The 18,812-nt window shown below is 73.9% G+C and carries 19 protein-coding genes; 6 read left to right on the top strand and 13 right to left on the bottom strand.

Features of this window, described 5'->3' with window-relative positions:
• Positions 1–3: 3 nt before the first annotated feature.
• The gene (locus UQW22_RS06465) at positions 4–3,687 is read right to left on the bottom strand and encodes a TM0106 family RecB-like putative nuclease (RefSeq protein ID WP_407320084.1); all 3,684 of its coding nucleotides are present in this window, start codon (positions 3,685–3,687) and stop codon (positions 4–6) included.
• An 85-nt stretch (positions 3,688–3,772) separates the two neighbouring features.
• Between UQW22_RS06465 and UQW22_RS06460 the strand changes: the two genes are divergently transcribed.
• From UQW22_RS06460 to UQW22_RS06450, 3 genes are read left to right on the top strand one after another with little or no spacing between them, the layout of a single operon-like run.
• Entirely contained in the window at positions 3,773–4,732 is a 960-nt protein-coding gene (locus tag UQW22_RS06460; RefSeq protein WP_407320083.1) for an excalibur calcium-binding domain-containing protein, read from the top strand.
• A gap of 24 nt (positions 4,733–4,756) precedes the next feature.
• Positions 4,757–5,560, top strand: coding sequence for an AarF/UbiB family protein (locus UQW22_RS06455; RefSeq protein ID WP_407320082.1), 804 nt, complete (start codon positions 4,757–4,759; stop codon positions 5,558–5,560).
• Positions 5,557–5,817: a hypothetical protein gene (locus tag UQW22_RS06450; protein ID WP_407320081.1), complete on the top strand. Its 261-nt coding sequence runs from the start codon at positions 5,557–5,559 to the stop codon at positions 5,815–5,817. Before UQW22_RS06455 ends, UQW22_RS06450 begins: the two co-directional genes overlap by 4 nt.
• A 9-nt stretch (positions 5,818–5,826) precedes the next feature.
• Here UQW22_RS06450 and UQW22_RS06445 read toward each other — a convergent pair whose 3' ends face one another.
• The 3 genes from UQW22_RS06445 to UQW22_RS06435 all read right to left on the bottom strand — a co-directional run bounded on the left by UQW22_RS06445 (position 5,827) and on the right by UQW22_RS06435 (position 7,210).
• On the bottom strand, positions 5,827–6,300 hold the full coding sequence (locus UQW22_RS06445; RefSeq protein ID WP_407320080.1) for a hypothetical protein: 474 nt from the start codon (positions 6,298–6,300) through the stop codon (positions 5,827–5,829).
• A 158-nt stretch (positions 6,301–6,458) separates the two neighbouring features.
• Entirely contained in the window at positions 6,459–6,896 is a 438-nt protein-coding gene (locus UQW22_RS06440; RefSeq protein ID WP_407320079.1) for a type II toxin-antitoxin system VapC family toxin, read from the bottom strand.
• Positions 6,893–7,210 (bottom strand): FitA-like ribbon-helix-helix domain-containing protein, encoded by a 318-nt coding sequence (locus UQW22_RS06435; RefSeq protein ID WP_407320078.1) that lies wholly within the window; start codon positions 7,208–7,210, stop codon positions 6,893–6,895. Before UQW22_RS06435 ends, UQW22_RS06440 begins: the two co-directional genes overlap by 4 nt.
• 119 nt (positions 7,211–7,329) lie before the next feature.
• Here UQW22_RS06435 and UQW22_RS06430 point away from each other — a divergent pair, with 119 nt between their 5' ends.
• Positions 7,330–8,076: a response regulator transcription factor gene (locus tag UQW22_RS06430; protein ID WP_407320077.1), complete on the top strand. Its 747-nt coding sequence runs from the start codon at positions 7,330–7,332 to the stop codon at positions 8,074–8,076.
• Entirely contained in the window at positions 8,073–9,086 is a 1,014-nt protein-coding gene (locus UQW22_RS06425) for a sensor histidine kinase (protein ID WP_407320076.1), read from the top strand. Before UQW22_RS06430 ends, UQW22_RS06425 begins: the two co-directional genes overlap by 4 nt.
• A gap of 40 nt (positions 9,087–9,126) precedes the next feature.
• Here UQW22_RS06425 and UQW22_RS06420 read toward each other — a convergent pair whose 3' ends face one another.
• A complete protein-coding gene (locus UQW22_RS06420; RefSeq protein WP_407320075.1) occupies positions 9,127–9,912 on the bottom strand; it encodes a hypothetical protein in 786 nt (261 codons plus the stop codon).
• Positions 9,909–10,448: an RNA polymerase sigma factor gene (locus UQW22_RS06415; RefSeq protein ID WP_407320074.1), complete on the bottom strand. Its 540-nt coding sequence runs from the start codon at positions 10,446–10,448 to the stop codon at positions 9,909–9,911. The genes UQW22_RS06420 and UQW22_RS06415 overlap by 4 nt, the downstream gene beginning before the upstream one ends.
• A gap of 202 nt (positions 10,449–10,650) precedes the next feature.
• Here UQW22_RS06415 and UQW22_RS06410 point away from each other — a divergent pair, with 202 nt between their 5' ends.
• The gene (locus UQW22_RS06410; RefSeq protein ID WP_407320073.1) at positions 10,651–11,400 is read left to right on the top strand and encodes a hypothetical protein; all 750 of its coding nucleotides are present in this window, start codon (positions 10,651–10,653) and stop codon (positions 11,398–11,400) included.
• A 16-nt stretch (positions 11,401–11,416) separates the two neighbouring features.
• On the opposite strand, the gene UQW22_RS06405 is transcribed toward UQW22_RS06410, so the two are convergent.
• From UQW22_RS06405 to UQW22_RS06375, 7 genes are all read right to left on the bottom strand, one after another.
• On the bottom strand, positions 11,417–12,184 hold the full coding sequence (locus tag UQW22_RS06405; protein ID WP_407320734.1) for an amino acid ABC transporter ATP-binding protein: 768 nt from the start codon (positions 12,182–12,184) through the stop codon (positions 11,417–11,419).
• Positions 12,185–12,228: 44 nt separating this feature from the next.
• Positions 12,229–13,221, bottom strand: a complete 993-nt coding sequence (locus tag UQW22_RS06400; RefSeq protein WP_407320072.1) for an amino acid ABC transporter permease — start codon at positions 13,219–13,221, stop codon at positions 12,229–12,231.
• A 1-nt stretch (position 13,222) separates the two neighbouring features.
• Positions 13,223–14,161 carry a transporter substrate-binding domain-containing protein gene (locus UQW22_RS06395; protein ID WP_407320071.1) on the bottom strand — a complete coding sequence of 313 codons (939 nt, stop codon included), beginning with the start codon at positions 14,159–14,161 and terminating at the stop codon, positions 13,223–13,225.
• Positions 14,162–14,406: 245 nt separating this feature from the next.
• Positions 14,407–14,574, bottom strand: coding sequence for a methionine/alanine import family NSS transporter small subunit (locus tag UQW22_RS06390; RefSeq protein ID WP_407320070.1), 168 nt, complete (start codon positions 14,572–14,574; stop codon positions 14,407–14,409).
• Positions 14,571–16,148, bottom strand: coding sequence for a sodium-dependent transporter (locus UQW22_RS06385; RefSeq protein ID WP_407320069.1), 1,578 nt, complete (start codon positions 16,146–16,148; stop codon positions 14,571–14,573). The genes UQW22_RS06390 and UQW22_RS06385 overlap by 4 nt, the downstream gene beginning before the upstream one ends.
• Before the next feature lie 135 nt (positions 16,149–16,283).
• Positions 16,284–17,537, bottom strand: a complete 1,254-nt coding sequence (locus tag UQW22_RS06380; RefSeq protein WP_407320068.1) for an FAD-binding protein — start codon at positions 17,535–17,537, stop codon at positions 16,284–16,286.
• A gap of 4 nt (positions 17,538–17,541) precedes the next feature.
• Positions 17,542–18,714 carry a winged helix DNA-binding domain-containing protein gene (locus tag UQW22_RS06375; RefSeq protein WP_407320067.1) on the bottom strand — a complete coding sequence of 391 codons (1,173 nt, stop codon included), beginning with the start codon at positions 18,712–18,714 and terminating at the stop codon, positions 17,542–17,544.
• Positions 18,715–18,812: the final 98 nt, after the last annotated feature.

Below are 18,812 nucleotides of genomic sequence, written 5' to 3'. Positions count from 1 at the left end.
CCGCTATCTCGCGGGCTCCAGGAGGCGGAGGAAGGCGCCGAGCTGCTCCAGGTCGCGCACCGACGTCGGCAGGTAGTCCGTCAGCCGCGGTGACCGGATCACGACCGCGCACCACTGGCCGCGCGAGACCGCGACGTTGACGCGGTTCCGGCTCAGGAGGAACCCCATGCCGCGCGGTACGTCCTCCGGGGAGGACGCCGCCATGGAGAGGATCGCCACGGGAGCCTCCTGTCCCTGGAACTTGTCCACGGTGCCCACCGGGACGCCCTCGAGCCCGACGGACTCCAGGGCACGCCGGACCGCCCAGACCTGCGCGTTGTAGGCGGCGACCACGATGACGTCCGCCGGCTCGACCGACCGCCCGACGGCGCCGGGCGCGTCGACCCAGGTCCGGCCGAGCACCGCGCGCACCTGCCGCACCACCTCGTCGGCTTCCTCCGCGGACGAGACGGCGCGGCCCTCGTGCGGGACGAGCACCTCGTGCACACCGGGCTCGACACCGGCCAACGCCCGGCCGTGCGCGGTCGCGTGGGCGTGCAGCCGCCCGTCGTACGCGAGGTCCGACACACCGGCGCAGAGCGTCGGGTGCATGCGCCGGGAGGCGGGCAGGAAGTACCCGAGCCCCTCGGGCAGGGTCTCGTGCCCGTCGGCCAACCACCCGAGCGCGGAGCCCGCGACCGCCGGGTCCGGATGCGTCCCCTGCGACACCTGCGGCAGCTGCTGAGGGTCGCCGAGGAGCAACAGCCTCGAGGCCGCCCGAGCGACCGCGATGGTGTTCGCGACGGCGAACTGACCCGCCTCGTCGACGACGAGCAGGTCCAGCTCGCCCTCCGGCCACCGCTCGTGCGCGAAGTCCCACGCCGTGCCGCCCAGGACGCACCCGTCACCGCCGTCCCGGGCCGTCGCGGCGAGCTTCTGCAACGCGTCGGGTGGCATCGGCTGCCAGGGCACGTCGTCCGGGTCGCCGGCGGACGACTTCTTGGCGACCTGCTCGGACGGCACACCGGCACGGAGCACCCCGCGGAGCAGGTTGCCCACCACGGCGTGCGACTGCGCGACGACGCCGACGCGCCAGCCGCTGCCCACGAGCGCGGCGACGACGTGCGACGCCAGGTACGTCTTGCCGGTCCCGGGCGGCCCCTGGACCGCGAGGTAGGACCGGTCGAGGCGACGGACCGCCTCCTCGACGGCCGCCACGACGTCGGGCTCCCCGTCGTCACCCACGACCGGTACCGGGAGCCCGCCGACGACGCGGGGCGCCCGTCGCTGCAGCAGGTCGGTCATGGGCCCGGCGGGCAGACGGTCGGCCGGCTGCGTCCCGTGCTCGGCTCCCGCACGCCATGCCTCGAGGGCCGCCGATGCCGCCTCCGCGGTCGCCCGCTCCTGCGGGCCCGCCCGCACGAACCCGTTGATAGACAGGGCCGACGGGGCGTCCGCGTGCGGCTCGTGGCCGCGGCCCACCGCCTCCCGGACGGTGAACACGTCGCGCTCGCGTCCGCCGTCGGCCACCCGGCGCACGCCGGTGATCTCGACCTTGTCGTGGCACCCGCGCACCGCGCGGGGGCCGATCTCCCCCACCACCTCGGGCCCTGGGGCCTCGTACAGCAGGAAGGCCCCCGCGCCGACCCGCAGCTCGGAGCCCTCGACCGGCGGGCACGCCAGCTCGAGGACGCGGGCGGGCGTCTTCCGGCCCGGTTCGACCTCCCAGTCGCGCACCACCCGGCAGCTCTCGACCACCGAGGCCGACCTCCGGCCGGGCCACTCGTCGGGCGGCAGCTCGAGACGGGCGTAGTGCGCGTGCCAGAACGGCTTGCCCTCCCGCCGGTGGTACCCGACCGCCGCCCCGAGCAGGCTCAGCGCGCGGGCGGCCGCGGCCTCCTGCGGGGTGTGCGGGTGGGCGTGCTCGACGGCAGCCCGCACGTCGGCCTCGAGCTGGTCGCGGGCCGCCCGCGCCTCGTCGACCGCGATCTCCTCGGGCACGGCCAACGGCGCGGCCACCGCGACCTCCACGCGACCGACCACCTGGTCGTGGGCCCACCGCAACCAGTCGAGCAGCCGCAGGGTGGAGAGGCAGTCGTACCGGTTGTACTCCAGGATCTCCCCGCGCCGGGAGGCCGCCTCGTCCTGCGCACCGGCCGCGACGAGGTCGCAGTACTCCGCGTACTCCACCACCGACGTGGCGGCGTCGGTGACCCCGGACCGCGCGGCGTCCTCCCCCATGTACAGGGGCTCGAGCTTCTTGATCGACCGCGAACGGTGCGAGATGCGCAGCCCGGACCGGACCGTCGCGTACAGGTCCACGAGGACCCCGGCCCGCAGGAGCTCGTCGACCTCCTCCTCGTAGACGCCGTGCCGGGCAGCGATGGACAGCAGGTGGGTGCGCTCGTAGGCGGCGTAGTGGTAGACGTGCATGTCCGGCCAGCGACGGCGCCGCTCGGCCATCTCGTCCACGAACTCCACGAGGGCGCGCGCCTCGTCGGCCAGCGAGTCCGCCCACAGCGCGTGGAACGCCGGCCGGCCCTCGTCGTCCAGGTCCCGCGTGACCCAGCCGAAGAGGTAGTCGATGCCCGACGCCGCGGGCGCCGCCACGCCGTCGTCGGGCGTCCACAGCGGGTCCCCCTCGAAGTCGAAGAAGACGTCGCCCGCGCTGGGCGGAGGCAGCCGCTCGACGGGCCGCGGGTCCGTCAGCGCCCAGCGCAGCTCGTCCGGGCCGTCGTCGGTCTCGATCTTCACCGCCCCGTGCCCGGGCTCGGTGCCGAGCTGCAGCCCGGCCTGGAGCCGCAGCCCGGCGAACCGGTCGGCGCTCATCCCGGCAGGCGCCTCGGTCGCGGCGGCCAGCGCCTCCCTCGTGGTGATGCCGGCGTCGCCGAGCCGCGCCCGCTGCGAGGCATGCACCCCGGCGACGAGGAGCACGTCGGAGTGCGCCTCTGCGGCCGCCGCGCAGTCGGAGCACTGCCCCAGCCGCCGGCAGGCGGTGTGCCCCGGGGCGTCCCACTCGACCGGCGCACCACGGCCGACGTGCCGTTCGACGATCTCGAGCAGACGGTCCCGGCGTGCGCGGAACACCGGCAGCACCTCGGCCAGCAGGTGGTCGGTGCGCTCACCCGTGCCGAGCACCAGGTGGGCGTGCTCGGTGGGATCGATCCCGGCGGACAGGAGCTGGTCGGCGTAGGCCGCGAGCTGCAGCACGGCCCGGACCTTCTCGCGGCGTGCCAGCTTGGTGTCCCACACGGCGTAACGGAGACCGCCGTCGCGCACCAGGAAGTCCGCGCGCACGTGGAAGCGGCCGTCGAAGAACGACGCCTGGTAGACGACGTCGGCGCCTCTCTCGAGCGCGGCGAGCGTGCGGTCGTGCGCCGCGGCGAGGTCATCGACGTCCGTCCGGCGCGGCGCCTCGATCGCGGCCACACCGCCCGGACCGTCCCCCGAGGACCAGCCGAAACGTTCGACGAGCTCGCCGAGCACGGCGCGTTCGTGGGACTCCCCCATGGCGGCCGTACGCTCGAGCATCTCGTCCGGAGCTCGGACCCGGCCGGGTGCCCTGCCGAGCACCTCGTCGAGGCGACGCAGGAGCGCGTGCTCGCACTCCGCGGCGACGACCAGGTCGCTCGCCGAGTGCACGAGCCGCAGTTCCGCGGCTCTCGTGGGCGGCGGGCCACCACCCTCGACGTCGTTCAGCAGGAACATGTCACAGGTCTATCAGCGCCCTCCGACATGGACCTCGGGCCGCGCGTCCGCCATAGTAGGGCCCGCGCGATCACGAAGGAGCTCCATGTCCGTGCGGTTCAACCCCCCTCCAGGCTGGCAGGTGCCACCGGGATTCCGGCCCGAGGCCGGCTGGTCGCCCGACCCCGCGTGGCCTCCGGCACCGCCGGGGTGGGAGTACTGGGTCGAGGAACCGGCGGCGCCCGCCCCCTCGTACGCCCCGGCCTCCGCACCGGCGGCTCCTGCCGCACCCCGGCCGTCGGAGGACGTGGGTGCGACGACGGTGCTCGCCCCGGTCACGTCGTCACCGGCCTCCGCACCGGCGCCCACCGTCCCCCCGGCGGTGCACCGCCCGGCCGACCCGGCGCCCGCACCACCGCCACCACCGGCGACGCGACCCGCCGGCCCGCCCGCGCCGTCGTCGGGCCCGGCGCACCCGACGGAGCAGGCGACGACGCCGGTGCCTCCCCCGGGCCGTGCCCAGCAGACACGCAGCACGACGGATCCCACGGAACGCCCCGCCCGCAAGCGCCGTCCCCCGACCATGCTGGTCGCGGGGGTGGCCGTCGCGTGCCTGGCGCTCGGCATCATCGTCGGGGCCGTGTTCTCGATGGGCCAGACGTCCGACGCCCGCCAGGCCGTCGCCGACGCCGACCGTGAGATCGAGGCCGCCCGGGCCCTCGAGGAGCAGCTCGAGGCCGACCGCACCGCGCTCGACGAGCGCAGCGACGCCCTCGACACCCGCGAGAACGAGCTCAAGGAGCGCGAGGCGGCGGTCGACGACCGGGACGCGGAGCTCACGAACCGCGAGAACCAGATCGCCGAGGCCGAGGAGCAGCGCCAGCAGGAGGAGCAGCAGCAACAGCAGGAGCAGAACCAGGGCCAGCAGGGCGACGGCAGCTGGTGGCACTGGGACTGCCAGAGTGCCCGGGACTCCGGGGCGGCGCCGATCCAGCAGGGTCAGCCCGGCTACCGCAACGGCCTCGACCCCAACGGCAACGGCGTCGCCTGCGAGCCCGGGGAGTAGCTTCCGATCTCGGGGTGGTCCCCGATGCCCGACCGCGGTGCCCGCCCGTACGGTGAGCACGTGGTCGACGTCCTCGGGGCCCAGCTCTACGCCTGGTCCGCCCTCATCGCGCTGCTGCTGTTCGCCCTGTTCGTCCGCCGGGCTCCGCGGCAGGGCGCGGCGCACCCGTCGCTGTCTGCGGATCCTGCGCGTCCTGGCCCAGCACGGGCTGGCGCGGTTCCTGCGGTGGACCAGGTGGTGGTGCGCGGCGTGTTCCACGTGGACCTGCACCCCGGCAACCTGCTCGTGGACGACGACGGCACCCTGGCGATGCTCGACCTGGGCTCGGTGGGCCGCCTCGGCTCCCGGGCGCGGGGCCAGCTCGCGCTGCTGCTCGCGGCGCTGCCGACGGCGGACTCGGTGGCCGTCACCGACGCGCTGCTCGAGGTGGTGGACCGCCCGGACGTGGTGGACGAGCACCGCATCGAGCAGGAGGTCGGGGAGATCCTCGCGCGGTTCGCCGGGCCAGGGGCCACGCAGGCGGCACCCGCCATGGCGGCGCTGTTCCAGCTCGTGGCACGGCACCGGCTCGGCATCCCGCCGCAGGTGGCAGCCGCCTTCCGCACCCTCGCCACCCTCGAGGGCACGCTGCAGGTCGTCTCCGCTGGGTACGACCTGGTCGACGGCGCCCGGCGGTACGCCGGCAGGGCGGCGGCCCGCGCCACCTCGCCGGGCACGGTCCGCGCGAGCCTCGAGTCGGAGCTGGCCACGCTGGTCCCGGTGCTGCGTCGCCTGCCCCGCCGCATCGACCGCATCACGACGCCGTCGAGCACGGCCGGCTCCAGGTGAACGTGCGGCTCCTCGCCGATCCCGCCGACCGGCGGTTCGTCACCCGGCTGTGGCACCAGGCGCTGCTCGTCGTGCTCGCGTGCACCGCCGGCCTGATGTCCGTGGCCCTCTACCTCGCGGCACCCGGCCCGATGGTGACCGACGACGTCGGCGTCTTCCACGTGCTGGCGACCGCGCTGCTCGCCGGCTCGGTCATCCTTGTCATGCGGCTGCTCGTGGTGATCTTCCGCGGCAGCGACGACGAGGGACCCGGCTGACCGGCGAGGTCAGACGCCCACCAGGTCGGAGCCGACCACGGCCAGCGCACCGAACAGCACGCCCCACAGGACGATCGACACGATCTGCCAGCCGATGACGGCGTTGCGCGACGCGCCGAACGAGACCATGGCCGCGGCGGTGATCTGGCTGGGCAGCACGGTCTGGCCGAGCAGGCTCACCCCGGGGACCCCGAAACGGTCGAACCGCTCGCGGAGCTTGGCGCGGCGCGGCGAGTCCGGCTTGCCGCGCCGCGTGACGGCGGCGGTCCGCACCCGGGACGTGGTCAGGACGAAGATCAGCATGGAGATCACGTTGCCGACGACGGCGGCCGCGACCGCGACCACGGGGTTCAGCCCGGCGAGGACGCCGAGCACCGAGCCCGTGTAGGACTCGACGAACGGGATCGCCCCGGCGAGCATCACCCCCACCCACTGCAGCAGCGGCGGCAGGGACTCGGTGAAGCTCTGCAGGTTCTCGATCATCGGGTGCTCCCAGGTCGTGGCGTTCGGACGTGATCCCATCCTCGGGGCGCCCGCGCGCGATGAGCAGTGCCTGGACGCACCGGTTCACGTGGCCCTCTCACGGTTGCGGGATGACATCCGTCATGCCACCGGCACCGGAGCCCTCAGGCCGCCTGGAGTCAGCCCGTGACCCGGGAAGCCGGGTCCCTCCATGGGTCCACCGTCTCGACGCCGGCGTCGGCGAAGTGCCGCATGTTGCGTGTGGCCACCACCGCGTCACAACTCCGGGCGACGGCGGCGATGATCGCGTCGAGGTCGCCGCTCGGCCGACCGGCAGCCTCCTGCTGGTGCCGCACGGCGGCGTACTCGACAGCGGCGTGCTCGTCGAAGGGCAGCACACGGTCGTGGAACCGCTCGGCCAGGATCGCGAGCACGGCCGCCTCCAGGGCGTCCCGGCGTCGCCCCGCCGGCAGCCGTGCCAGGCCGAAGAGCAGCTCGCCCACGACCACCGACGTCGTCCAGAGATCCTCGTGCTCTCGCAGCCACGCCATCACCCGGACGTCCGGTTCCCTGCGCGTGAGCTCGGAGATCACCGTGGTGTCGACGAGGTACCTCACCGGCCGAGCTGCGCGGGCGGTCGCGACGGGGATGCAGCGCGGTCCGGGATCCAGTCGTCGTCCCAGCCCGGGTCGTCATGGACCGGGGCGAGCAGGGCGCGCGCGCGCTCGATCCAGTCCTCGCCGCGCCTGCCCGAGGCATGCGCGCCGCCCGAGGGAGGTTGCCAGGACAGATCGACACCGGTCGCCGACACGCCCCGTGCCAAGATGTCGCGCGCCTCGGCCTCCATGGACCGGTGATGCTCCTTCGCCTGGTCCCTGATCCGCGCGTGCAACGCGTCTTCGAGCCCACGCACCGTGATGGTCTTGGTCATCGCGTCCTCCGTCGTGACAGCACGATGCTAGCACTCGGGATCTGACGAGGTGGTGACGGTTCCCCTCCCGGATCCCCCGAGGAGAGCTGGACGGCAGGCCGCCGCCCTACGCTGGGCGCATGGTCCGGGTCCTCGTGGTCGACGACGACACCACCGTCGCCGACGTGGTGGTGGCGTACCTGCAGCGCGCGGGGATGACGGCGGAGCACGCCGCGGACGGCAGCACCGCCCTCGCCGCCGCCTCCTCCCGGCCGCCGGACGCCGTCGTCCTCGACCTCATGCTCCCGGGGCTGGACGGGCTCGAGGTGTGCCGCCACCTGCGGGCGGACCGCCCGGGCCTGCCCGTGGTCATGCTCACCGCCCGCGGCGAGGAGGACGACCGGATCGCCGGGCTCGAGACCGGTGCGGACGACTACGTGACCAAGCCGTTCAGCCCCCGCGAGCTCACCCTGCGGGTGCAGTCGGTCCTGCGTCGCGCCGGCGCCGTCGCGGCCGGGCTCTCCCCGACCGGTCCCGGGACCACGCCCGCGCCGTCGTCGGGCCTCCTGCGCGACGGCGACCTCACCCTCGACGGCGCCGCGCACCGGGTGCTGCGCGACGGCGCGGAGCTCGCGCTCACCGCCCGGGAGTTCGACCTGCTCGCCTGGTTCCTCGCGCGGCCCGGGCAGGTGCACGACCGCGAGTCGCTGCTGCGCGAGGTGTGGGGCTGGGAGTACGGCGACCGCTCCACCGTGACGGTCCACGTGCGGCGGCTGCGGGAGAAGGTCGAGGCCGACCCCTCGCGACCGGTCCGGCTGGTGACGGTGTTCGGCGTCGGGTACCGCTGGGACTCCGGCGGCACCGAAGGCTCCGGGAGCCCGCGATGACGCCCCTCGCGGGCGTCGGCCTGGCCGCCGGGGTCGCGGCCGCCGTGGGCGCGCTGGGCGCGGCGGCCGTCGTCGCGGTCGGACGACGGCGGCCGGCGGCCGCGGCGGTGCTCGCGCCCCTGGTGGTGGTCGCCTCGGTCGCCGCGGGCGTCTACGCGAGCGCGCGGGCGATGTTCCTCTCGGAGGCCGACTCGGCGACGGTCCTCTGGCTGCTCCTCGCGACGGTGCCGGTGGCGCTCGGCGTCGGGGCGGCGCTCGGCGTCCGCACGCACCGCATCGCCACCGAGCGGACCGCGGCGCTCGCCGCCCGGGAGCGCGACCGGGAGGTCGAGGAGCACCGGCGCGAGCTCGTCGCCTGGGTGTCGCACGACCTGCGCACCCCGCTGGCCGCGGTGCGCGCCCTGACCGAGGCGATGGAGGACGGTGTCACCCCGCCCGCCGACGCCGCCACGGGGATCCTCGCCGAGAACCGCCGGATGAGCGACATGGTGGACGACCTCCTGGCCCTGTCCCGCCTGCAGTCGGGCACGCTGCGGCTGCGCCGCGAGCCGACGGACGTGGGTGACCTGGCCTCCGACGCGCTGGCCGCCGCAGGCCCGGTCGCCGACGGCGCCGGCGTCCACCTGACCGGGGACGTCGCCGAGGGGACCGTCGCCGCCGTGGACGCCCGGGAGGTCGCCCGCGCGCTGGGGAACCTCGTGGGCAACGCGGTGCGGCACACCTCGCCGGGCGGCACCGTGCGCGTGCGGGTGGAGCGCGGACCGGCGGACGACGTCGTCGTGCACGTCACCGACGGGTGCGACGGCATCCCCGAGCACGACCTGCCCCGGATCTTCGAGGCGGGGTGGCGGGGGACCACGGCCCGGACACCGGGATCCGGAGGTGCGGGCCTCGGGCTGTCCATCGTGCGGTCCGTCGCGGAGGCGCACGGCGGCCGCGTCGAGGTGGGCAACGTGACGCTGCCCGACGGCGGACGTGGCTGCCGCTTCATGCTCACCCTGCCCCGCTAGGGCTTGGCGGCCCGGGGCGGGCGGGCCGGGTGCGCCCCGCCTACCCGACCGGGACCTGCGCCGTCGTCCCGTCGGCGTACGTCACCTCGGCGGTCGTGCCCAGGGCCGAGCCGCCGGGAGCCCAGACGGCCCACCAGCCCTCGGAGACCGTGGCCTCCACCCGCTCGCCCGAGGTGAGCGTGAGCTCCACCGCCGCGACCTCGTCGCCCGCCTGGCCGAACGCCGATGTCAATGCACCCTCGGTGCCGTCGACCTCCGACCAGGTGGCCGTCCCGTCGGCCCGGGTGGTCAGCTCGCGCGCGCCGGGAGCGGGCAGCTCGGGAACCACGGCGCTCGACGTCACGACCTGGGGCTCTCCCCCGTCGCCGTCCGCGGTGACGAAGCACTCGCCGTACGCGTCCTCGCCCGCCACGACCACGTAGGTGTAGTCGCCCCGCAGGTCCGTCAGGACGGGGGCGACCGCGACCTCCTGGACGTCGGGGCCGTCCGGACCCTCCACGATCTCGGTGACCGTGCCGCCGCACGGCTCGCTGCGCTGCGCGGCCTCCGCCTCGTCGACGTCGACCGGCACCGGCACCCAGGAGGCGTAGGCCGCCGGGGAGTCGATCGTGACCGTGGTGACCACCACCGCCACGGCGACGGCGGCCGCGGCCCCGGCGACGGTCGCCGCACGGCGGGGACGCCGGGCGGGTCGACGCTCACCGGCCGGCGCGACCCGCGGCTGCGCGAGGATCTCGGCCAGGGCGTCGTCGTCGGCGCTGCCGGGTGCCCGCAGCTCGCGGGCCGGGTCGAGCGCGGCGAGCTCGGCCAGCATCGGGGACCTCATCGCGCCTCCTGGAGCTTCTGCAGAACCTCCGCCGTCTCGCTCGGCACTTCCGAGAACGCGAGCAGACGCTTGCGGGCGCGGGCGAGGCGCACCGAGAACGTGGTGGCCCGACAGCCGAGCACCTGTGCCGCCTCCACGGACGTCAGCCCGTCCCAGGCGACCAGGGCGATGACCTCGCGGTCGCCGTCGGAGAGCAGCTCCCACGCCTGGCGCAGGTCGGTGCGCTCCGCGGCGACCTCGTCGGTGCCCTCGTGCGCCGGCTCGGGCTGCTGCTCGAGCCGGACGTTGAGCGCCCGCCACCGGCCCTGCGTGCGCAGGTGCGTCGCGAGCACGTTGCGCGCCACCGTGAACATCCACGGGCGGGACTCGGCACCCTGCGGCACCTCGTCGAGCCGGCGCCACGCCACCAGGAAGCTCTCCGAGACGACGTCGTCGACCAGCTCAGGTGCCACCCGGCGCGCGACGAAGCGCGTGACCTGCTCGTGGTGCTCGACCCACAGCCCGGTCAGTCGCTCCTGCGCCTCGGCGTCGTCCACGCTCCGCAACCTTCCACCCATCACCCTGTTCATTGCCGGCAGGGACCCGATCGCTACACCGTAAGGGACGATCTGTTGCACCAGGCAGCCCGGCCGGTACGCTCGCACCCAACTCGGGCACGCGAAACCACCACCCGACACGCCGACACCGGCCCCGAGCGACGACGCTCGGGATGACGCTCGACAGGGCGAGGAGAACGACATGAGCCGCAGCACGTCCCCCCGGCCCACTGCCCGGCGCCGCACCGCCGTGTGCCTCGGCGCCGCGGCCCTGGTGCTCGGTCTGGCCGTCGCACCGACGTCCAGCGCCGTCGCGGCCGCCGAGCCGGAGAACCTGCCCGGCGTCCCGGACCGCGGCAGCCCCGCGGACGTCTGGGAGGCCTGGGCCGCCGACGAGCGCGCCGAGGCCGACGCCACCGACTGGGACGCGGACGCCGCCGCCCGCGGGTGCACGGTCGAGGAGGTGCAGGTCGTGGACGAGGTCGACGCCGACTACAACCGGGCCATGGGCGCCCCGGCCGACCTCGCCACGCACCGCGTGGAGCTCGTGGAGGACTGCTCGTCGGCGGAGGCGGAGCGCCTCATGGGTGCCGAGCAGGAGGCGTCGACCGACGTCTCCACGCTCGCGCTGTCGAGCGGGACGTCGTGCCGCTCGACGCACGGGCCTGGCACCGCCTGCGTGTACAAGAGCAGCGGGCGGATCTACGCCTCGTGGAAGTACCGCGGCTCGGGCAGCGTCAGCGGGTTCCTGCGGATCTACCAGATCCCGTCCTCGTCCTCGTCCTGCTACCGCGGCAGCACCTGGCTCACCGGCCCCTCGCGGTCGTGGAGCAGCGGGATGACGCGCAGCATCTCCAAGACGAAGACCACGACCACCGGCTACTCCGCGCACATCTGGAAGAAGGTCACGTTCGGGCACACCGACTGGGGCTCGGCCTGCTCGAAGCTCTGACCCGCGAGATCGCGGATCAGAGGACGTGCGCGAGGAACTCCTGCAGCCGCGGCTCGCTCGGGTGGTCCAGCACCTGGGCGGGCGGCCCGTGCTCGACGACGGCCCCGTCGTCCATGAACACCACGTGGTCGGCGACCTCCCGGGCGAAGCCGATCTCGTGCGTGACCACGACCATCGTCATGCCCGACGCCGCGAGATCCTTCATCACCGCCAGCACCTCCCCCACCAGCTCGGGGTCCAGCGCCGAGGTCGGCTCGTCGAAGAGCATGGTCTCCGGGTCCATCGCCAGGGCCCGCGCGATGGCCACCCGCTGCTGCTGACCGCCGGAGAGCTGAGCCGGGTAGTGGTCCACCCGGTCGGCGAGCCCGACCTGGTCGAGCAGCTCCGTCGCCCGGGCACGGGCGTCCCGCTTCGACAGCCCGCGCACCTGGACGGGCGCCTCCATCACGTTCTCCAGCGCCGTCATGTGCCCGAACAGGTGGAAGCGCTGGAACACCATCCCGATCCGTGAGCGCTGCGCGGCGATCCGGGCCGGGTGCAGCCGGTGCAGCACGCCCCGGGCGTCCTCGCGGTAGCCCAGGAGCTCGCCGTCGACGTGGACCGAGCCCGCCGTGATCTCCTCGAGCTCGTTGAGGCAGCGCAGCAGCGTGGACTTGCCCGAGCCCGACGGCCCCAGGACCACGGTCACCGAGCCGCGTGGCACGGCGAGGTCGACGCCGCGGAGCACGTGCAGGGCGTCGGCGCCGTGACCGAACGCCTTGTGGACGCCGCGGGCCTCGATCATGGGACGGTCGGCGACGGAGGGGGCGGGGGTCGGCCGGTCGTCGGTCACGGGGTCACCTCGGCAAACGGGTCGTCACGGGTGGTGCCGGCCGCGCGGATCGCGGCCTGCCGGCTCGGGCGCCCGTGGCGCCGTCGGCCCCTCCGCCGGCGCGAGGAGCCGTCGACGCCGCGTCCGTAGTACTGCTCCAGGTAGTGCTGACCGACCATGAGGACGGACGTGATGAGCAGGTACCACAGCGCCGCGACGATGAGCAGCGGGATGGGTTCGAACGTCCGCGACCCGATGGCGCTGGTGGCGTAGGTGATCTCCAGGGTGAACGGCACGGCGACCACCAGGGAGGTCGTCTTGAGCATGGAGATCGTCTCGTTGCCGGTGGGCGGCACGATGACGCGCATCGCCTGCGGCAGCACGACGCGCCGCATGATCGTGCGCTCCTTCATCCCGAGCGCCCGGGCGGCCTCGGCCTGCCCGACGTCGACCGAGCCGAGACCTGCCCGCACGATCTCGGCGAGGTAGGCGGCCTCGTTGAGCGCCAGCCCGACGAGGGCCGCCCAGAACGCGGTGATGACGGTGCGGGTGTCGAAGACCAGCAGCTCCGGCCCGAACGGCACACCGAGGCTGAGCCGGGGGTACAGGACGGAGATCAGGCCCCAGAACACGAGCTGGGTGTAGATCGGGGTGCCGCGGAAGAACCAGATGTACGTCCACGACACCCACCGCATGACCGGGTTGTCGCTGCGGCGCATCGTGGCGAGCAGGACGGCCAGCACCACGGCGATCGCCATCGAGCCGAAGGTGAGCACGAGCGTCCAGCCCACCCCTCGCACGACGTTGACGTCGCGCAGGTACAGCCAGACGGTGTCCCACCGGAAGTTCGAGTTGGTGACGAGCGCGTTGACGGCCATCGCGGCGAGCACCAGCACGACCGCCCCGGAGACCCACCGCCCCGGGCGAGGCACGGGGCGGGCGCGCAGCGGTGCGGGGACGGCGGGCGGCGCCGCCGCGGAGGTCGATCCGGCCTGAGGGAGCTCGGTCATCTCAGACACCCGGGTCGAGCTCGGCGGTCGTCAGCGCACCGTCCGCGTTGCCCCACCCCTCGAGGATCTCCGCGAGCGTGCCGTCGTCCATGAGCTGCTGCAGCGCACCCTGGACGGCCTCGGCGAGCTCCGGGTCCTCGTGGGAGACGACGGCGCCGTAGGGCGCCGCGTCGGTGATGTCGCCGAGCGTCTCGATCGAGCCGTCGGCCTGGGACACGGCGTAGGCGGTGACCGGGGAGTCGGCGTACATCGCCTGGACCTTGCCACCGGCCAGGTTGGTGGTCACGTCCGCCTGCGAGTCGTACGGCAGGACCTCGACCGGCTCGTCACCGGCGGACTCGCAGTCGGCGGAGACGTTCTCGAGCTCGCCCTGCTGAACGGTCCCGGTCTGCACACCGACGACGACGCCGCACAGGTCGGCCGGGTCGATCCCGTCGGGGTTGCCGGCCGCCACCGCGAGCTGGGAACCGGCGTCGAAGTAGCTGACCATGTGCACGACCTGGAGGCGGTCGGCGTCGATGGTGAACCCGGAGATCCCCACCTCGTACTTGGTGCCGACCGCCGGGATGATCGCGTCGAACGTGGACGGCTCCACCGCGGACTCGAGCCCGAGGGTCGCGGCGACCGCGGCGGCGATGTCCACGTCGAACCCGACCGGGGTGACGCCGTCGGGCGCGACGAACTCCGCGGGCGCGTAGGAGAGCTCCGCGCCGACGGTGAGCACGCCGTCCTCGGCGACGTCGTCGGGCACGAGCGCGGCGAGCTCGGGGTCCGCCTCGATGCCCGAGACGTCGAAGCCCTGGGTCGCCTCGGACGCGTCATCGGTGCTGCCGGCGGGGCTGCCCGAGGTCGAGCCCAGGTCCTGCGAGGCGGTGGTGCAGCCGGCGAGCAGCGCGACGACGGCGAGCGCGGACAGGGACAGGGCGGGGCGAGCACGCATCACGGTCTCCGGGGGTCGTAGGAGGGGAGGACGCCCGGACCAGGTGAGGTCGATCGGCGTCTATGCAGGAGTATGCATACCTATTCCCTCGAGGGCCAAACCGCCGGGGCATGACGTGCGTCACGCCCGTCACCGGCGCGCGGAAATGCCGATGTCGGTAGTTCGTGTCGAGGTCGGCAGTGCGCACTGCCGACCTCGACACGAACTACCGACATCGGCAGAACGGTCAGAGCAGGAGCGGAGGCCTACGTGTCGTGCTCGATGACCCCCGCGTCCTCGCGGTGGTCGTCCTCACCGCCGGCGGGCAGGTCGTGACGCTCGGGGTGCGCCCGCAGCGCCACGATGCTGACGATCAGACCTCCCCAGATGATCACCATGGCGACGGCCATCATGAGGATCGCTTCGGTGCTCATTGCTGGGCCTCCTTCGACGGGCTGGCGGTATCGATCGGCGGGTAGGGAGGCCACGCCGTGAACGCCTCACGGCCGCGCCAGCGCGGCAGGGAGAAGAGGATCGCGCCGAGGAACAGCAGGGCGACGGAGCCCCAGCCCGCGATCAGCAGGTACGTGGTGTCGTAACCCTCGTACGGCTCGCCGATCCGTGTGATGACGTACTGCACGAGCATCACGATCAGCATCACGGGCACGATCGCGCCCACGCAGGCGTACCACCAGCGGCCCACCGACGTCGTCGACACCGCGTTGAGGTGGAAACGCAGCTCCGGGCCCCCGCGGTAGAACCAGATCACGAAGACGCACATGAAGATCGCCGAGGCGACGATGCCGATGTTGTTGACGAAGGCGTCCACCGTGTCGAGCAGGATCAGGCCCGTCGTGGTGCTGAAGCCGAGCACCGAGACCACCCCGAGCACCAGACCGAGCCCGATCGTCGCGGCCCGGCGGGACAGCGCGAACTTCTCCTGCAGGGCTGCGGAGACCACCTGCAGGATCGACACCAGGGACGTGAAGCCCGCCATCACCAGGGACCCGAAGAACAGCGCGCCGAAGAACGCGCCCCCGGGCATCTCGGTGACGATCGTCGGGAAGGTCACGAACGCCAGGAGGACACCCTGGAAGTTGAGGTCGGCGACCGTCACACCCTGCTGCGAGGCCAGGAACCCGAGCGCGGAGAACACCCCGATGCCGGCGAGCAGCTCGAACCCGGAGTTCGAGAACGCCACGACCAGTCCCGGACCGGTCATGTTCGAGCGCCGGCGGCGGTACGAGGCGTAGGTGATCATGATGCCGAACGCGACGGACAGGGAGAAGAAGATCTGGCCGTAGGCCGCGATCCATACCGACGGGTCGCCCAGGGCGCTCCAGTCCGGCGTGAACAGCACGTCGAGCCCGTCGACCGCACCCTCGAGGAAGAGCGAGCGCACCACCAGGATGCCGAACGCGACGATCAGCAGCGGGATGAAGATGACGTTGGCCCGCTGGACGCCCTTGACCACACCGGCCGCCAGCACGGCGATCACGGCGACCCAGACGAGGACCAGCGGGATGAGGACGGCGGCGACGAAGTCGAAGGTGAGCCACGGGTCCGCGCCTCCGACGTCGGCGAGCTGCAGGTGCTCCCCGACGAAGAACGCCGCCGCGTCGTCACCCCAGTCCAGGCCGAACGAGTACACGAAGAAGCTGGCCGCCCAGGCGACCACCGCCGCGTAGTAGACGGCGATGAGCACGCAGATCATCACCTGGAACCAGCCGACGCTCTCCAGCCACCCCTTGACCCGACGGAACGCCTGGGGCGCGCCACCGCGGAACCGGTGGCCCAGCGCGTAGTCGAGGTAGAGGATCGGGATGCCCGCCGTCAGCAGCGCGACGAGGTAGGGGACCATGAAGGCACCCCCGCCGTTCTCGTACGCCACACCGGGAAAGCGCCAGATGTTGCCCAGGCCCACCGCCGAGCCGATCGCCGACAGGATGAAACCCACCTGTCCGGTGAACGCCTCACGTGGCGCCGCCGTGTTGTTCGCTGTACTCACGAGTCCCACACCCTCCGCGTCGATCACCGTCGAGTCAAACCGCGTCACCTGCGATCATGGGTGATGCGGCCCCCGCAGGCAACGGCTCGGCCGTGCCCGCGTCGGCAGAACCGGTGCCCGCGCCGCGGACGCGCCTCAGGAGAGGAGCCGGGCGAGGTAGCCGCCCTGCAGGCGCGCGCCCGGGTCGAAGCGCTCGGCGAGCGCCCGGAAGTCACCGAACCGCGGGTACAGCCCGCGCAGGTCCACCGGGTCGATCGCGAACAGCTTGCCCCAGTGCGGGCGGGCTCCGAGCGGCAGCAACGCGTCCTCGAGAGCGGGCAGCACGGCCGCGACCTCGGTGTACCGCTGGTGCCAGGTGAAGTGCAGGGCCACGGAGTCCTCGGGGAACGGGCTGAGCCACAGGTCGTCGGCGGCGACGGTGCGGATCTCGCAGGTCTGCAGCAACGGGGCGACCTGGGGCGCGAGACGCCGGACCCCCTCGATCGCCGCGACGGCGTGGCGGCGCGGCAGCAGGTACTCGGTCTGGAGCTCGGCGCCGGACGACGGGGTGAACTCCAGGCGGAAGTGGCTCAGCCGTTCGTGCCACGGCCCGGCGGCGCCGAGCTGCTCGGTGCAGGCGGCCGGGTCGACGCCGGGCAGCGGGTGCACCGGGACGGAGGCCCAGCTCAGGTCGGCGACGGGTGCCGGACGCTCGCCCGCACCGGCCGGCACCAGGGACTTGAACAGCGCGTGCCGGACGGTCGGCTCGTCCCAGCTCGTGAAGAGGCTGACGGAGTAGGCCGCGCCGGTGAGCGCGTCGAAGGAACCGAGCACGGTGTCCCACGGCACGTCGACGGCGACGTCCTGGCGCACGTCGAAGGTGGGCACGGTCGTCAGCTCGACGCGCGTCACGATCCCCAGGGCGCCGAGCGACACGACGGCGCCGGGGAACACCTCCGGGTCGTCCTCGCGCGTGACGCGGCGCAGCTCGCCCGCCGTCGTCATGATCTCGAGGCCGACGACGGCGCTCGCCAGGGAGGGGTTGTCGTTGCCGGACCCGTGGGTCGCCGTGGCGACGGCGCCGGCGACCGAGATGTGCGGCAGCGACGCGAGGCTGCCCAGGGCTCGGCCCTGGAGCTGCAGCGCACGCGAGAGCTCGCCGTAGCGCAGTCCGGCGTTGACCGAGACGACGCCCGTCTCGGGGTCGAGGTCGGCCGCCGGTCGCCCGTCGTCGAGCCGGTCGACCTGGATCTGCGTGCCGGTGGTGTCGGCGATGTCGTTGAACGAGTGCCGTGAGCCCAGGGGCCGCACGGGACCGGCGGCGGCAAGCACCTCGGCGAGCTCGTCGAGAGTGGCCGGTCGCGCGAGCGCCTGCGCCGCGTACTGAAGGTTCCCTGCCCAGTTCTGCACGCGCCTAGCCTGCCACGCCGCCGGCCAGGTACACCGCCAACCGGGTCGCGGCGTCACGGACGGCGTCGAGCTCGGCCGGTTCCGGCACACGCTGCCACTGCAGCTCGAGGTCGCCCCCGGCCGGCGGCCGCGCCGGCCAGCGCCACCGCGCGGCGAGCAGCCCGTCCACGGCGACGGTGTGCACGAAGGCGCCGACGCGGCCGGGCTCCGACGCCCGCGGCTCGGTGACGACGCCTCGCGTCTCCCCGTAGGAGGAGATCAGCTCGTCGTAGCCGCACAGCAGGTCCACCACCGGGCCCGACGGCGACACCGCGGCCCGCTGCGCCCCGTCGCGCCGTGCCGTGGCCCGGTCTGTCGTGGCGGCGTCGTGCACCGCGGGCGTGCTGACGAGCGTGAGCCCCTCGAGGTCGCCAGCCCCGGGGACCGCGACCGCCTCGCCGGCGTCGAGCAGGTCGGCGAGTCCGCCCCGCAGCTCGGTGAGCGTCAGCCCGCTCCACCGGCCGAGGTCCTTGACCGTCGCGTACGCCCGGCCCGGCAGGTAGCGCCGCCACAGCTCCCGGACCGCCGCCTGCCGGTCGAACCGGCTGCCGAGCGTCCCGTACCCGGCAGGGACGCGCGCGTCGAAGGCCGCGTACGTGTGGTATCCCTCCGCCGTCGGACCGCTGACGACGACCCGGCGCAGCTCGGCGTGCATGAGGACATGGGTGACGGTGATGCCGGGCGCGTCCGCCGCGACGAGGCCGCGTGCGACGAGCGTGGCGGTGAGCTCCGCGCGGCTCCGCGGCCCGGCGGTCACCTCGTCGGCGACGGCGTCGATCGCGGCGGAGGGGTCGGCGAGCCCCCACTGCTTCTCGGTCGAGGCCATGGTGCGTGCGACGCGGGCTGCGGTGAGCTCGAGGAGCCAGCGGGCGTCGTCGGGCCGCACGAGGTGCCAGGTGGGCCGCAGGACGTGGGTCCGCAGGAACTGTCCGCCATCGAGGTCCGCGAGGGCCTCCGACTCACCGGGGCGGGCGATCGGCGCGAGCCGTCCGGCCAGACCCCAGAGCGTGGGGCGCAGCTCCTGGCCCTGGACGGCGAGCAGGTGCCCGACGGCGGAGGGGACGTCGGGCAGGCCGGGCTCGCGCAGGTGCTGGGCCCGCAGCCGGGCGCTGCGGGCCGTGGCGGCGTCGACGTGCAACTCTCCCCCTCGGTCGGCCTGACCCGTCGTTGCTGCGGGCTCGTCGCTGTGGGTATGAGATCTACGTTCTGGACGGATCCAGAACAGGAGATTTCATA

Source organism: Isoptericola halotolerans (genome assembly GCF_045689585.1).
In the GTDB taxonomy this organism is placed as follows: domain Bacteria; phylum Actinomycetota; class Actinomycetes; order Actinomycetales; family Cellulomonadaceae; genus Isoptericola; species Isoptericola halotolerans_B.
The sequence above is the reverse complement of the archived record's forward strand: the minus strand, read 5'-3'. Positions and strand labels throughout refer to the sequence as shown.

Bases quoted from the DNA above. Each gene is read 5' to 3' on its own strand.
- UQW22_RS06465 (WP_407320084.1), bottom strand. From the start codon at position 3,687: ATGTTCCTGCTGAACGACGTCGAGGGTGGTGGCCCGCCGCCCACGAGA.
- UQW22_RS06395 (WP_407320071.1), bottom strand. From the start codon at position 14,161: ATGCGTGCTCGCCCCGCCCTGTCCCTGTCCGCGCTCGCCGTCGTCGCG.
- UQW22_RS06460 (WP_407320083.1), top strand. From the start codon at position 3,773: ATGTCCGTGCGGTTCAACCCCCCTCCAGGCTGGCAGGTGCCACCGGGA.
- UQW22_RS06405 (WP_407320734.1), bottom strand. From the start codon at position 12,184: ATGATCGAGGCCCGCGGCGTCCACAAGGCGTTCGGTCACGGCGCCGAC.
- UQW22_RS06410 (WP_407320073.1), top strand. From the start codon at position 10,651: ATGAGCCGCAGCACGTCCCCCCGGCCCACTGCCCGGCGCCGCACCGCC.
- UQW22_RS06430 (WP_407320077.1), top strand. From the start codon at position 7,330: ATGGTCCGGGTCCTCGTGGTCGACGACGACACCACCGTCGCCGACGTG.
- UQW22_RS06390 (WP_407320070.1), bottom strand. From the start codon at position 14,574: ATGAGCACCGAAGCGATCCTCATGATGGCCGTCGCCATGGTGATCATC.
- UQW22_RS06455 (WP_407320082.1), top strand. From the start codon at position 4,757: ATGCCCGACCGCGGTGCCCGCCCGTACGGTGAGCACGTGGTCGACGTC.
- UQW22_RS06420 (WP_407320075.1), bottom strand. From the start codon at position 9,912: ATGAGGTCCCCGATGCTGGCCGAGCTCGCCGCGCTCGACCCGGCCCGC.
- UQW22_RS06445 (WP_407320080.1), bottom strand. From the start codon at position 6,300: ATGATCGAGAACCTGCAGAGCTTCACCGAGTCCCTGCCGCCGCTGCTG.
- UQW22_RS06425 (WP_407320076.1), top strand. From the start codon at position 8,073: ATGACGCCCCTCGCGGGCGTCGGCCTGGCCGCCGGGGTCGCGGCCGCC.
- UQW22_RS06400 (WP_407320072.1), bottom strand. From the start codon at position 13,221: ATGACCGAGCTCCCTCAGGCCGGATCGACCTCCGCGGCGGCGCCGCCC.
- UQW22_RS06435 (WP_407320078.1), bottom strand. From the start codon at position 7,210: ATGACCAAGACCATCACGGTGCGTGGGCTCGAAGACGCGTTGCACGCG.